This is a genomic window from Streptomyces sp. NPDC048417 (genome assembly GCF_040651615.1).
GTDB lineage: Bacteria > Actinomycetota > Actinomycetes > Streptomycetales > Streptomycetaceae > Streptomyces.
The window spans coordinates 71,382-84,376 of sequence record NZ_JBEZKI010000031.1 but is presented as its reverse complement, the minus strand read 5'-3'; the positions used below and the strand labels follow the sequence as shown (position 1 = coordinate 84,376).

At 71.1% G+C, this 12,995-nt stretch carries 11 protein-coding genes; 3 read left to right on the top strand and 8 right to left on the bottom strand.

What is annotated here, in order from left to right; genetic code table 11:
• Positions 1 to 284: 284 nt before the first annotated feature.
• The 6 genes from AB0D59_RS39055 to AB0D59_RS39030 all read right to left on the bottom strand — a co-directional run bounded on the left by AB0D59_RS39055 (position 285) and on the right by AB0D59_RS39030 (position 6,535).
• Positions 285 to 1,178, bottom strand: coding sequence for a TauD/TfdA family dioxygenase (locus AB0D59_RS39055; protein ID WP_362575743.1), 894 nt, complete (start codon positions 1,176 to 1,178; stop codon positions 285 to 287).
• A 33-nt stretch (positions 1,179 to 1,211) separates the two neighbouring features.
• Positions 1,212 to 2,552: an LLM class flavin-dependent oxidoreductase gene (locus tag AB0D59_RS39050; RefSeq protein ID WP_362575741.1), complete on the bottom strand. Its 1,341-nt coding sequence runs from the start codon at positions 2,550 to 2,552 to the stop codon at positions 1,212 to 1,214.
• Entirely contained in the window at positions 2,549 to 3,262 is a 714-nt protein-coding gene (locus tag AB0D59_RS39045; RefSeq protein WP_362575740.1) for an ABC transporter ATP-binding protein, read from the bottom strand. Before AB0D59_RS39045 ends, AB0D59_RS39050 begins: the two co-directional genes overlap by 4 nt.
• Positions 3,238 to 4,080, bottom strand: coding sequence for an ABC transporter permease (locus AB0D59_RS39040; protein WP_362575738.1), 843 nt, complete (start codon positions 4,078 to 4,080; stop codon positions 3,238 to 3,240). Before AB0D59_RS39040 ends, AB0D59_RS39045 begins: the two co-directional genes overlap by 25 nt.
• Positions 4,077 to 5,144, bottom strand: coding sequence for an ABC transporter substrate-binding protein (locus tag AB0D59_RS39035; RefSeq protein WP_362575736.1), 1,068 nt, complete (start codon positions 5,142 to 5,144; stop codon positions 4,077 to 4,079). Before AB0D59_RS39035 ends, AB0D59_RS39040 begins: the two co-directional genes overlap by 4 nt.
• A gap of 206 nt (positions 5,145 to 5,350) precedes the next feature.
• Entirely contained in the window at positions 5,351 to 6,535 is a 1,185-nt protein-coding gene (locus AB0D59_RS39030) for an ROK family protein (RefSeq protein WP_362575734.1), read from the bottom strand.
• Between the two features lie 443 nt (positions 6,536 to 6,978).
• Here AB0D59_RS39030 and AB0D59_RS39025 point away from each other — a divergent pair, with 443 nt between their 5' ends.
• Positions 6,979 to 7,563: a biotin transporter BioY gene (locus tag AB0D59_RS39025; protein ID WP_362575732.1), complete on the top strand. Its 585-nt coding sequence runs from the start codon at positions 6,979 to 6,981 to the stop codon at positions 7,561 to 7,563.
• A 178-nt stretch (positions 7,564 to 7,741) separates the two neighbouring features.
• On the opposite strand, the gene AB0D59_RS39020 is transcribed toward AB0D59_RS39025, so the two are convergent.
• Positions 7,742 to 8,452: an LPXTG cell wall anchor domain-containing protein gene (locus tag AB0D59_RS39020; RefSeq protein WP_362575730.1), complete on the bottom strand. Its 711-nt coding sequence runs from the start codon at positions 8,450 to 8,452 to the stop codon at positions 7,742 to 7,744.
• Between the two features lie 333 nt (positions 8,453 to 8,785).
• Here AB0D59_RS39020 and AB0D59_RS39015 point away from each other — a divergent pair, with 333 nt between their 5' ends.
• A complete protein-coding gene (locus tag AB0D59_RS39015; protein ID WP_362575832.1) occupies positions 8,786 to 10,555 on the top strand; it encodes a serine/threonine-protein kinase in 1,770 nt (589 codons plus the stop codon).
• A 12-nt stretch (positions 10,556 to 10,567) separates the two neighbouring features.
• Here the strand turns inward: AB0D59_RS39015 and AB0D59_RS39010 are convergent, their stop codons facing one another.
• The gene (locus tag AB0D59_RS39010) at positions 10,568 to 12,040 is read right to left on the bottom strand and encodes an amino acid permease (protein ID WP_362575728.1); all 1,473 of its coding nucleotides are present in this window, start codon (positions 12,038 to 12,040) and stop codon (positions 10,568 to 10,570) included.
• A 205-nt stretch (positions 12,041 to 12,245) separates the two neighbouring features.
• Between AB0D59_RS39010 and AB0D59_RS39005 the strand changes: the two genes are divergently transcribed.
• Positions 12,246 to 12,731 carry a ribose-5-phosphate isomerase gene (locus tag AB0D59_RS39005; protein WP_362575726.1) on the top strand — a complete coding sequence of 162 codons (486 nt, stop codon included), beginning with the start codon at positions 12,246 to 12,248 and terminating at the stop codon, positions 12,729 to 12,731.
• The last annotated feature ends 264 nt before the right edge of the window (positions 12,732 to 12,995 follow it).

Here is a 12,995-nt window from a genome sequence, read left to right as displayed (position 1 = left end):
GTATGTGCGGCCGATCCCCCTGAACCGGGGAGCAGAACGGGCCGAACGGGACAGGCGTCACCCAGCTTCGCCGGATCGGGCCCGTGACGCTCCGTGCCGGCCGTGGTGACACCCGCACTCTCATGCTCCGCAGGACGGCATCCGTGACGCTCCGCGCCACGATTCCCGTCCGAACCCTGTGCCGCGCAGCGGCACAGCAACGGACGAGAAGGCCAGTCTGGGCGGCCTCCCCGCTCAGAGGGGGAGACCGCCCGTTGTCCCGACACGCCCCTAACGCGCCGCGGTCACGCGGCCACGGAGGTGTAGTGCGAGGCGTCGCCCGCGATCGAGTAGCTCTCCTTGCCCTCGGTGCCCACCGGGACGTCACCGGCGAGGGTCACCCGGTGCAGCCGGCGCGGCAGGCCGTCGTAGTTGTCGATGGCGTAGTGCTGGGTGATCCGGTTGTCGAAGATCACCAGCTGGTTCGGCGACCAGCGGTGGCGCAGGATGTTCTCCGGCCGGGTGACGTATGCCTGGAGCAGGTCGAGGATCTTGCGGGACTCGGACGGCGAGAGGCCTACGATCCGCTGCGCGAAGCCGCCGATGAACAGGCCGCGTTCACCGGTCAGCGGGTGGACGCGGACGAGAGGGTGGACCGTGCGGTAGGTGATCGAGGTGAACTGGGCGCGCTGGGCGGCCTGCTCCTCGTCGATCTCCTCGTCGGGTACGGCGTAGTCGTAGTCGTTGGTGTGCTCCGCCCACAGGCTGTCCGCCAACTGGCGCAGGGGTTCCGGGAGCTGGCGGTAGGCGGCGGCCGAGCTGGCGATCAGGGTCTCGCCGCCGTACGGCGGGACGGTGACCGAGCGCAGGGTGGTGGCCTGCGGCGGGTTGAGGACGAAGGTCACGTCCGTGTGCCAGTGGTTGGCGGCCCGGCCGCGCTCGCTGTCGACCGGGAGGACGTTCGGGACGCCGGCGATCGAGGAGACCGTCGGATGCGCGGTGGTGACCTCGCCGAAGTGCCGGACGAAGGCCTGCTGGGTGTCGTCGTCGAGGTTCACGTCGTCGAAGACGAGCGCCTTGTGCGTACTGAGGGCCTCGCGGATCGCGGTGGCGGTCCCCGCGCCGAGCGGCCGGGAGATGTCGACGCCGGAGATCCGGGCGCCGATGTTCGCGGTGATCTTGGTGATCTCGAGGGACATCGCGGTTCCTTTCGGATGAGCTTCGGATGAGCTTCAGACGAGCACGGGGCCGGCGTACTGGTTGGCGGGGCGGGGGAGGCCGTAGCGCTCCCGCAGGGTGCGGTGGGGGCGGCCGTCGTACTCCGCGCGCAGCAGGCCGCGGGCGCGCAGGATCGGTACGACGTGGTCGACGAAGGCCTCCAGACCGGAGGGCAGCACCGGCGGCATGATGTTGAAGCCGTCGGCGGCGCCCTCGGTGAACCAGGTCCCGATCGCGTCGGCGATCTGCTCGGGTGTCCCGGCGAAGGTCAGATGGCCGCGGCCGCCGCCGAGCCGGCCGATCAGCTGCCGCACGGTGAGCCGGTCGCGGCGGGCGAGTTCGACCACCAGCGTGTAGCGGCTCTTGGCCCCTTCGACGGCGTCCTCGGACGGCAGGTCGGCCGGCAGCTGCGCATCCAGCTCCAGGGTGCCGGGGGCCAGTTGGAGGAGCCGCTCCAGGCGGTCGACACCGTGCCGGTGCACGATGTGGTCCTCGAGGAGCCGCTCGTTGGCCCGCGCCTCGGCCTCGGTCGAGCCGATCACCGGGACGATGCCCGGCAGCACCTTGATGTGGTCCGGGTCCCGGCCGGCCGCGGCCGTGCGGGCCTTGAGGTCGGCGTAGAAGGCGCGGGCGTCCTCGATGGTCTGCTGCGCGGTGAACACCGCCTCCGCGTACCGGGCCGCGAACGCCTTGCCGTCCTCGCTGGAGCCCGCCTGCACCAGCAGCGGGTAACCCTGCGGGGAGCGCGGCACGTTGAGGGCGCCCTCGACACTGAAGTACGGCCCCTGGTGCCGAGGCGGGTGGATCTTCGCGTCGTCGCCCCAGACGCCGGCCGCCTTGTCGGCGACGATCGCGTCGTCCTCCCAGCTGTCCCAGAGCTTCAGGGCCACGTCGAGGAAGTCGGCGGCCCGGGCGTACCGCTCGGCGTGCGCGGGCTCCGCGTCCAGACCGAAGTTGCGGGCCGCCTCCGCCCCCGCGGTGGTGACGATGTTCCAGCCCGCCCGGCCGCCGCTGAGGATGTCCAGGGAGGCGAACCTGCGGGCCAGGTTGTAGGGGGAGTTGTAGGAGGTGGAGGCGGTGGCGATCAGGCCGATGTGCTCGGTGGCGGTGGCCAGCGCGGTGAGCAGGGTGAGGGGTTCGAGCGCCCCGGAGGGCCGCTGCTCGACACTGCCCCACAGATGCGGGCCGTCGGCGAGGAAGAGGGAGTCGAAGGTGCCGCGCTCGGCGGTGCGGGCCAGCCGTACGTAGTGCGCGAGGTCGACGTGCGCGTAGGGGTCGCTCTCCGGGAGGCGCCAGGAGGCCTCGTGGTGACCGGTGTTCATCAGGAAGGCGTTGAGGTGGAGCGAGCGGGTCATGCGGGGGCCTCCGTGACACCGAGGGCGGCGAGCAGTTGCTTCCGGTAGAGGGCGCTGGGGTGGGCGCGGTCGACGGTCAGGTCGAGGCCGATCCGGCCGTTCTCCAGGACCAGGACGCGGTCGGCGAGGACGATCGCCTCGTCGACGTCGTGGGTGACGAGCAGCACGGACGGCCGGTGCCGCTTCCACAGCTCGCGCAGCAGGTGGTGCATCTTGATGCGGGTGAGGGCGTCGAGCGCCCCGAACGGCTCGTCGGCGAGAAGCAGTTCGGGCTCCCGGACCAGGGAGCGGGCGAGCGCGGCACGCTGCGCCTCGCCGCCGGACAGCTCACCCGGCCAGGCCCGCTCCCGGCCGCCGAGACCGACCTCTTCCAGCGCCGCCCGGCCCTTCGCATGGGCGTCCTTGCCGTCCAGTCCCAGCACCACGTTGTCCAGCACCCGGCGCCAGGGCAGCAGCCGGGAGTCCTGGAAGACCACCGACACCCGCTCGGGCGCGGTGAGTCGGCCACTGCCCGCGACCCCGTGGTCGAGTCCGGCGACCGCCCGCAGCAGGGTGGACTTGCCGGAACCGCTGTGCCCGAGCAGGGCGGTGAACTGTCCGGCGGGCAGGTCCAGATCGACGCTGTCGAGGACCGTACGGCCGCCGAACGACCGGGTCAGTCCCCGGATCTCGACGGCGGGGCGGGTCAGCTGCTCAGTGTGCGGCGCCATGACAGCACCCTCCGTTCGATGGCACGGACCACGGTGTCGGAGACGAGGCCGAAGACGCCGTAGATCAGCAGACCGACCAGGATGATGTCGCTGCGGCCGTAGTTCTGGGCCTGGAACATCATGTAGCCGAGGCCGCTGGTGGCGTTGATCTGCTCCAGGACGACCAGGCCGAGCCAGGATCCGGTGACACCGAGCCGGAGTCCCACGAAGAATCCGGGCAGCGCGCCGGGGATCACGATCTGCCGGATGAACCGGAGCTTCGACAGGTCCAGCACCTCGGCGAGTTCGACGTACCGGCTGTCGATGGCGGACAGCGCGGCGTGCGTGTTCAGGTAGACCGGGATGTAGACGACGATCGCGATGATGGCGATCTTGAAGGTCTCGCCGATGCCCAGCCAGAGGATGAACAGCGGGATCAGACCGAGGGTCGGGATCGCCCGGTTGATCTGCACGGTCCCGTCGATCAGCGCCTCCCCGGTCCGGCTGAGCCCGGCGGCCAGGGCCAGCAGCACCCCGGCGGTCAGCCCGATCGCGAAGCCGTACCCGGCCCGTTCCACGGAGGTCAGGATGTCGGTGCGCAGCGTCCCGGCCGTCCACAGGTGGACGGCGGTGTCCAGGACGGTCCAGGGCGCCGGGATGGCGCCCGGGTCGAGCTGTCCGGCGGCGGACGCGATCGCCCACGCGGCGAGGAAGACCAGGGGCCCGGCGAGGCGGGCGGCGGGCAGCCGGCGGCCGGGGGAGAGGCGGCGGCGCGGGCGGACCCGGCGGGCCTCCTCCTCGACGGGAACCGGCACGGTGCCGGTGGCCACGGCGGTCATTTGCGGTACTCCGCCGGTACGGCCTTCGCGGCGATCGACTCGAAGCGGTGGTCGAAGAGCGAGGAGACGTCGGTCTTCTTCACGAAACCGCCCTCCGCCAGCAGATCGGCGGTCTCCTGCTCCCACTTGATCGCCTCGTCCCAGCTCGGCGGGAACAACGGCTTGTTCGCGAGCTTCGTGATGCCCTGGGCCTGGGCGAGGGTCAGGTTCTGGGTCTTCACGTAGAACTCCTCGTTCCAGGTGTCCGGGTTCTCCCACTGCCAGACCAGGCCCTTGGCCCACTGCGGGATGTACGCGGCGACCGCGGCCGCCTTCGCCCGGTCGTTCAGCACCGCCTGCGGGGCCCACAGCAGGTTGAGCAGGTCGACGACGTCGGTGGCGATCGTGTGGGCGCCCTTCGCGCCGTACTGCTGGATATAGGCCGGCGCCTGGGTGTTGGGGAGCGGGGCCACGTCCACCTGGCCGGACTGCAGGGCCGTGAAGAACTGGTTGCTGGTCAGCGGGACCAGCCGCACGTCGTCGTAGGCGAGCCCGGCCTCCTTCAGCGCCCGCAGCAGCACGACCCCCTGGGCCTGGCCCTGTGAGAACGCCAGCTTCTTTCCCTTGAAATCGGCGACCGTGCGGATGTCGCTGCCGGGCTTGGTGGCGAACAGATAGTTGGGTTTGCGGGTGATGTTGATCGCCACGATCTTCGCCGCGAAACCCTGGAACTGCGCCTGGATCGGCGGAATTCCCGCGTTGTTGGCGAGGTCCAGCGACTTGGCGCGGAACGCGTTGATGACATCGGGGCCGGCCCCGATGTTCAGCCAGCTCGACACCGTGAACGGCAGCGCGGGCAGCTTCGCCAGCTTGAACTGCAACTGCTGGGTGTTCAGATAGGAGGCGATCTTCAGGCTGGTGCCGGCCGGGACCTTGGCGGCCAGCGGAGCGGTCGAGGCGCCCGTGGTCTCGGCGGCGGCCGTGCCGCCCGCGCAGCCGCTGAGCCCGGCCACGGCCGCCGAGGCGCCGAGGAGCGAGGTGAGGAAGAGCCGGCGGTCGATGCCGGAGGAGGACGCAGAAGGCATGGGAGGGCTCCCGGGAGAAAAGCAGCTGAGAAGCAGCAGAAAGGCAGGGAGAATTTCCGGCGACAGAAGGCCGGAAAGAGAGATCTCACGCAGCGTGAAATGCGCGCTCGGGGCGCGTCAAGACGTCAGCAACAGAGGGTGCGACAGGTCATGAGAAGGATGTTCCTTGCCGTGGACGACGGCTGTCAACATTCCGAGTTTCTGAATTAAATAAGCCGTGGTGACGCGCTCAACGGGTCCCGGTACAGCACGTCGAGGACCACCGAACCGCCCGCCACCGCCAGCACCCGGTCCCCGAAACTGGTCGGCGCGACCACGGCCGCCCGCGCCGGCCCGACCGCCTCCCGCAGCGCCGCCAGGCAGTCCTCGCGGTTCAGTACCCCCACCTCGGTGACCACCACGCTCTCCGGGTTGAGGACGTCGAGGAGCAGCCCCGCCGCCCGCCCGGTCAGCCGCGCCCGCTCCACCAGCAGCCGTACCGCCACCGGATCACCGGCGCCGGCCGCCGCGAGGACGTCCATCGGATTGACACCGTCGACGACCCCGGCCGCCCGGGCCCGGCGCACCAGCGTCCGCTCGCTCAGCTCCACCTGGAGACAGCCGGTGCGCCCGCAGCCGCACGGCTCGGTGCCGCCCGGCACCGGGAGATGGGCGATCGTGCCCGCCTGCGAGCGCGGGCCGTGGTGCACCTCGTCGCCGGTGGCGAAGGCCGCGTCGACCACGTTCCCGACGAACAGGTGCAGCACGCTCCGGCTGCCTCGGGCCCGCCCGAAGAGCCGCTCCCCGTTGACCAACGCCCGCGCGTGCCCGTCCACATGGACCGGCAGCCCGGTGGCCGCGCCGAGCAGTTCGCGCACCGGCACCTCGCGCCAGCCCAGCAGCGGGTGCTCGACGACGGTCCCGGAGTCCCGGTCCACCCAGCCGCCGACCGCGACCCCGACGCCCAGCGGCCGGCAGCCCGGCACCCGGTCGAGCAGCGCGGCCAGCCCGGCGGCGGCCCGCTCCAGCACCCCGCGCGGCTCGGTGTCCCGGTGCTTCAACTCCCGCCGCAGGACCACCCGGCCGCGCAGGTCGAGCAGCGCGACCGTGGTGTACGGCACGGCCACGTGCACCCCGCCGACCACGAACCGCGAGTCGTCCAGGTCGACGGGCACGTGCGGCCGGCCCACCCCGCCGGCCCGGCGCGGCGCCTGCGCCTCCCGGATCAGGCCGAGTTCGGTGAACCGGGCGCAGTAGTCGGTGACGGAGGCCGGGGAAAGGCCGGTCAGCCGGGCGATGGTGGAGCGGGCCACCGGCCCGTGCTCCAGCACCGACCGCAGAACCACGCTGGCGCTGGTCCGCCGCCGGTCGCCGGGGGGAGAGGGGAGCGGGGGTGCCGCGGTACGGGGCATGGAAACCGTCCTCGGGAACGGGGGCCGACACGTCTTGGCGGTCGAGGCGCGCCGGGTCCGGTCCCTGCCGCGCGGCCTCAGGCCGGACGGCGACAGGTGGCAGCCCCTTGCCGTCGCAGGTCGACATAGCGACGCGACGTGAAGTTCCGGGACTGGGCGACCATGTCCGAGAGCGTAGGCCAGCAACCAGGAATCCCACCAGACCACTAGGATTCGATTGGTGGAACTCCACAGACCTGTTCAACGCCGTTGACGTGACTGAAACATCTCTGCCTCAGTGATCGGCGTCACCTCGAACCGCGTGTAACCCGCACCCTTTGTGGGGAGCCCACCAACCGCCCGTTCCGGGCTTTGTCGATCGCTGACGTGTTCGGCTCAGGCGGGCCGAGATAGCGTCACGGTGTCCCCTGGTTGTCCGCCCACCCTCACCTCGCGGAGTCCCCATGAGCACCGCCACCGCAGCCGCGTCGACCCGCACCGGCACCGTCCTCGCCGACCTCCTGCCCGCGTCCCGGGTGCGCGACGTGGCCCTCGTGGCCGGCGGCGCCGCGCTCACCGGCCTCGCCGCCCAGATCGCCGTACCGGTCCCGGGCTCCCCGGTCCCGGTCACCGGCCAGACCTTCGCGGCCCTGCTCGTCGGCACCGCCCTCGGCGCCCGCCGCGGCCTGCTCTCCCTGGCCCTGTACGCGCTGGCGGGCCTCGCGGGCGTGCCGTGGTTCGCGAGCGGCACCTCCGGGGTCTCCGTCTCCTTCGGCTACATCCTCGGCATGATGCTCGCCTCCGCCGTCGTGGGCGCCCTGGCCCGCCGCGGCGCCGACCGCAATGTGCTGCGGATGGCGGGCACGATGGTGCTCGGCGAGGCGATCATCTACGCGATCGGCGTGCCGTACCTGGCCTACTCCGCCGACCTGTCCGCGTCCGCGGCGGTCGCCGCCGGCCTCACCCCGTTCCTGATCGGCGACGCGGTGAAGGCGGCCCTGGCGATGGGCGCGCTGCCGGCCGCCTGGAAGTTCGCCGACAAGAACTGACGGGACCGAAGCCGGGAAGGGGCGCGGGGGGCGGCCCCCCCCCCCCCCCCCCCCCCCCCCCCCCCCCCCGCTCACGCGGGCCCGCCCCCCCCCCCCCCCCCCCCCCCCCCCCCCCCCCCCCCCGGGGGGGCCCCGGGGCCCCCCCCCCCCCCCGGGCCCCTTCCCATGGGTGTCCCGCTCAGCCGGTCGGCCGCCGCGACCACCACACGCCCGCCACCCCGGCCGCGACCAGTGCCGCACCGGCCGCGCCGAGCGGCAGCACGTCACTGCCCGCACCGGTCTTCGGCAACTGGTCGCCGCTCGGTCCGACCGGCTTGTTGTCGGTGCCGAGCAGCAGCGGGGTGGCCGGGGCGTTCGGCGACGGGTTCGTCGTACCGAACGGCACCGGGCCCTGCTGCCAGAAGGTCTTCTTCCCGTCCGCGCTCTGCACGGGCAGACAGATCTTCCCGGTCCTGCCCAGGTCGAACGTGGCGTCCACCGGATACGACTTCGACTTGCCCGCGCCGAGCGCGCCGACCGGGCAGCTGAAGCCGCTGTTCGAACCGGCCGGCAGGTCCTTCGCCGCGATGGCGTCGCAGCCCTGCACGTTCGTGACCTTCAGGCCGTCGAAACCGACCACCAAAAGCCTGATGCCGGTGCTGTCCTTGGTTCCTTCGTTCTTGACCGTGGCGGTAATCGCCGTTTTCTGCGAACTGTTGTCGACCGAGATCTTCTCGGGCAGCGTGGTCGTCAGCTTCACACCCGCCGGTGCCTGGTCAACCGCCTTTCCCCCCTTGCCGCTTGCCGGTCCCTGGTCATCGGCGGCAGCCGTGAACGGGAGGATCATCACGGCCGAGAAAGATGCCGTGACCAGCGATCCCGTGACGACTGCCATACGACGAGAACTCATGTTCGTCCCCCTTGCAACCCCCTGGACCGCGCCTGAATTCGCGGTCACTTGAAGAGGTACCACAAGATTTCTCCGCACTATGCTGGTACGGCCGCAAGTGTGACCATTGTGTGTCAGCAGGGGCGGTCGTTGAGGGGGTGCAGCGAATTGCCGGAGAATTCAGGGAGTTCAGGGATTTCAGGTGGTCCGGGGAATTCAGGTGGTCCAGGGAATTCAGTTGGTCCAGGGAATTCAGGTGGTCCAGGGAATTCGGGGAGCGCGGGGCACGGTGGTGTCCCGGGGCTGCTGGTGACCGGTCGCTACCGGCTGGCCGAGAGTATCGGGCAGGGGGGAATGGGGCGGGTGTGGCGGGCCGCCGACGAGACGCTCGACCGGCAGGTCGCCGTCAAGGAGATGCGGATCGACGGCCTGGACGCCGAGGACACCCGCACCCGCCGCGAACGCACCCTGCGCGAGGCCAGGGCCACCGCCCGGATCGACCACCCCAACGTCGTACGGGTCTACGACGTCGTCGACGAGGGCGAACGCCTGTGGATCGTCATGGAGCTGGTCAACGGCCGCTCCCTGGAGTGGATCATGGCCGAGGAGGGGGCGCTGAGCCCGCGTGCGGCGGCGCGGATCGGCCTCGGCCTGGTCGCCGCGCTGCGCCAGGTGCACGCCGGGGGAGTGCTGCACCGCGACATCAAACCCGGGAACGTACTCGTCGAGAACACCGCCGGCCGGGTCGTCCTCACCGACTTCGGCATCGCGGCGATCCAGGACGCCAAGGCGCTCACCATGGTCGGCATGCTCGTCGGCTCCCCCGACTACATGGCACCCGAGCGGATCTCCGGCCGCCCGCAGGGCCCGCCGTCGGACATCTGGTCGCTCGGCGCGACCCTGTGCGCGGCTCTCGGCGGCCGCTCCCCCTTCTCGCGCGACACGACCCTGGCCACCCTGCACGCGGTCCTCTACGAGGAGCCCGAACTCCCCGCCGAGGCAGGTCCGTTGCACGACCTGCTGGCAGCGCTGCTGGCGAAGGAACCGACGGCGAGGCCCGGCCTGGCGGAGGTGGAACAGACCCTGCGCCCGGTGGCGTACCCACCCCAGACCCCGACAGAGACCTACCCGGCTCCGGCTCCGGCCCCAGCTCCGGCCCCGCCCCCGGTTCCAGCGGAGCGCCCGACCCCGGCGTACGTGGACCTGACGAAGCCGCGCGTTGCGGAGCCCGAGGACGAACGCCCGCAGCCGCGGCCGACGCAGGTGCGGACGTCCCCGCCGGTGAGTGCGTCGACGGAGGCGGCGACGGAACGCTCCGAGGTCCGCTCGGAAACTCCGCCCAGCAATTCAGCGGGCCCGACCCTCCCTCAAGCAGGCTTCACATCGCGGCGCCCCGAACCGGAGCGCCCCGTCAGGGGCGCGGGGCTGCATTCATCAGCGGCTCCGCCGCGGAGCGCGCCCAGCCCCCACGCACCCGCAGCGCCCCACCGTCGCAAAGCCCCCAAACGCACAACTCTCCTGGCCGTACTGGGAACCACAGCGGTAGCCACCGCCCTCGCCATCCTGCTCACCACCACCACAGGCGGCGGCGACAACGACACAGCAGCCGGTACCTCCCCGCCCCCCTCGACCGCGACGCCCACCACATCGACGCCCACCACATCGACGCCCACAGTGGAGGGCACCGCCCGCCCCCGCAGCCTCCCGCCCGGCGCCCACGAGGAGGCCGGCGGATTCGCCTGGGTGACCCCGAAGGGCTGGCGCCGGGACGTGAAGACCGGCGCCGAGGTGCACTACACGTCCCCCGACGGCAGCCAGGAACTCGTCGCCAAGTCCTCCCTGGCCCGCGGTGACCTCATGGACAGCTGGAGCGCCTCCGAACGCAGCGCCCACCAGGGCCGGGACTACACCAAGATCCGGCTGGTCGAGACGGCGTTCCGCGGCTACCCGGCGGTGATCTGGGAGTACACCTTCACCCTCAAGGGCGTCCGCTGGCACGCACGGCTGCTGGGCTTCGACGCCGACGGCAAGTCGTACCAGATCAACACCTGGTACCAGCCGGCGATCGAAACCCAGGCCGTGCGGACGTACGAGCAGGTCAAGGAGGACTTCACCCTGCTGTGACCGGCGGTCGGCTCAGCCGACGGACACCTTGTCGGCGGGCTCGCCCGCCTCCGCGGCGGTCGCCGCGGCGCGGCTCCCCGTGAGCTTCTGCTTCACCAGGGCGACGGCGATCACGAGCGCCGCGACGAGCAGCGACAGCAGCACGGTCGTACGACCGCTGCTCTCGCCCTCCGTGTCGGTCAGCATGTAGCCCAGGACGAACACGATCAGACCGGCCGTCGCCCAGGTCAGATACGGGTACAGCCACATCTTCACGACGAGCTTCTCCGGCGCCTCGGCCTGGATGATCTTCCGCATGCGCAGCTGCGAGAAGCAGATGACCAGCCAGACGAACAGGGCGACCGCGCCGGAGGAGTTGACGAGGAAGAGGAAGACGGAGTCCGGGAACCGGTAGTTGAAGAAGACGGCGACGAACCCGAAGACGACGGAGGCGATGATCGCGGCCATCGGCACACCGCGGGAGGTGGTCCGGGCGAACGCCTTGGGCGCGTCGCCGCGCCGCCCGAGCGAGAACGCCATCCGGGAGGCCGTGTACAGACCGGAGTTGAGACAGGACAGCACCGAGGTCAGCACGATGAAGTTCATGATCTCGCCGGCGTGCGCGATACCGAGGGAGTCGAGGGCGGCGACGTACGAGCCCTTCTCCTTGATCGACGGGTCGTTCCAGGGCAGCAGGGCGACGACGATGAGGATCGAGCCGAGGTAGAAGACGCCGATCCGCCAGATGATGCTGTTGGTGGACTTGGTGACGGCCCGCTGCGGGTCCTCGGACTCACCGGCGGCCAGGGTGGCGATCTCGCTGCCCATGAAGGAGAAGACGACCAGCAGCACACCGGTGAGGATCGCGCCGGGCCCGTTGGGCAGGAATCCGCCGTGGTCGGTGAGGTTGGCGAAGCTCGCCTTGTCGGCGTGCACGCCGGGCAGCACGCCGAAGACGGCCAGCAGGCCGACGACGATGAACGCGCCGATCGCGACGACCTTGATCCCGGCGAACCAGAACTCGAACTCGCCGTAGGAGCCGACCGAGATCAGGTTGGTGGCGGTGAGGACCACCATCACGATGAGCGCCCAGCCCCACTGGGGCACGGCCGGGATCCAGCCCTCCAGGATCTTGGCGCCGGCGGTGGCCTCCACCGCCAGCACCACGACCCAGAAGAACCAGTACAGCCAGCCGATGGAGAACCCGGCCCAGCGGCCGAGCGCGCGGTCGGCGTGCGCGGAGAACGAACCGGAGGTCGGATTGGCGGCGGACATCTCGCCGAGCATCCGCATCACGAGGACGACGAGTGTGCCGACGAGGGCGTACGACAGCAGGATGCCGGGCCCTGCCGTGGCGATACCCGAACTGGAACCGACGAAGAGGCCGGCGCCGATGACACCGCCGATGGCGATCATCGACAGGTGACGGTTCTTGAGTCCTGCGTGCAGACCGTTGCCGGGATCACCGGCCGGGGACGGGGCAGTCGTGGTCGGCTGCGAAGTCATGGGGGGAATTCCTTTGCGCCGTTGAGCGGGGGTCCCGTACGAGCGGCGTACGAGTCGGTCCAGTGAAACGGAGGCAGGCGAATTCCTGAACCTTTGAATCCATATCGTTACTTGAGGTTTTCCTGAGGTTCTGTAGTGTTACTCACACTTTCCAGGGCTCAGCCCCGACGCTGCCGTGCGTTAACGGGCATGTCACACTCGTCCCATGCGCGTGTATCTCGGCTCCGACCATGCGGGCTTCGAACTCAAGAACCACCTCGTCGAGTGGCTGAAGGAAGCGGGTCACGACCCCGTCGACTGCGGCCCCCACATCTACGACGCCCAGGACGACTACCCGCCTTTCTGCCTCCGCGCGGCCGAGCGGACGGCGGCGGACTCCGAGTCCCTCGGCATCGTCATCGGCGGCTCCGGCAACGGCGAGCAGATCGCCGCGAACAAGGTGAAGGGCGTGCGGGCGGCGCTCGCCTGGAGCGAGGAGACCGCGTCGCTGGGCCGGCAGCACAACAACGCGAACGTCGTCGCGGTGGGGGCGCGGATGCACACGCAGGAGGAGGCGACGAAGTTCGTCGAGACCTTCCTGAACACGCCGTTCTCCGAGGGCGAGCGCCACATCCGCCGCATCGAGATGCTGACCGAGTACGAGACGACGGGCGCCCTCCCGCCCATCCCGGCGCACCACCCCCAGCCGTAACACTTTGCCCCGCCCGGCCGCCTGCCCGCCCGTCCGACTCGGTCCGCCGAGAGACGGGGCCGGGGGCGGCCGGCGGTTGCACGGCCGCGGTCCGGCGGGGGGCTGATCGCGCAGTCCCCCGCGCCCCTCACGGCGCGCTCCTCGTGCCCGCGCCTCTCACGGCGGGTTCCTCGTGCCCGCGCCTCTCACGGCGGGTTCCTCGTGCCCGCGCCTCTCACGGCGGGTTCCTCGTGCCCGCGCCTCTCACGGCGGGCTCCTCGTGCC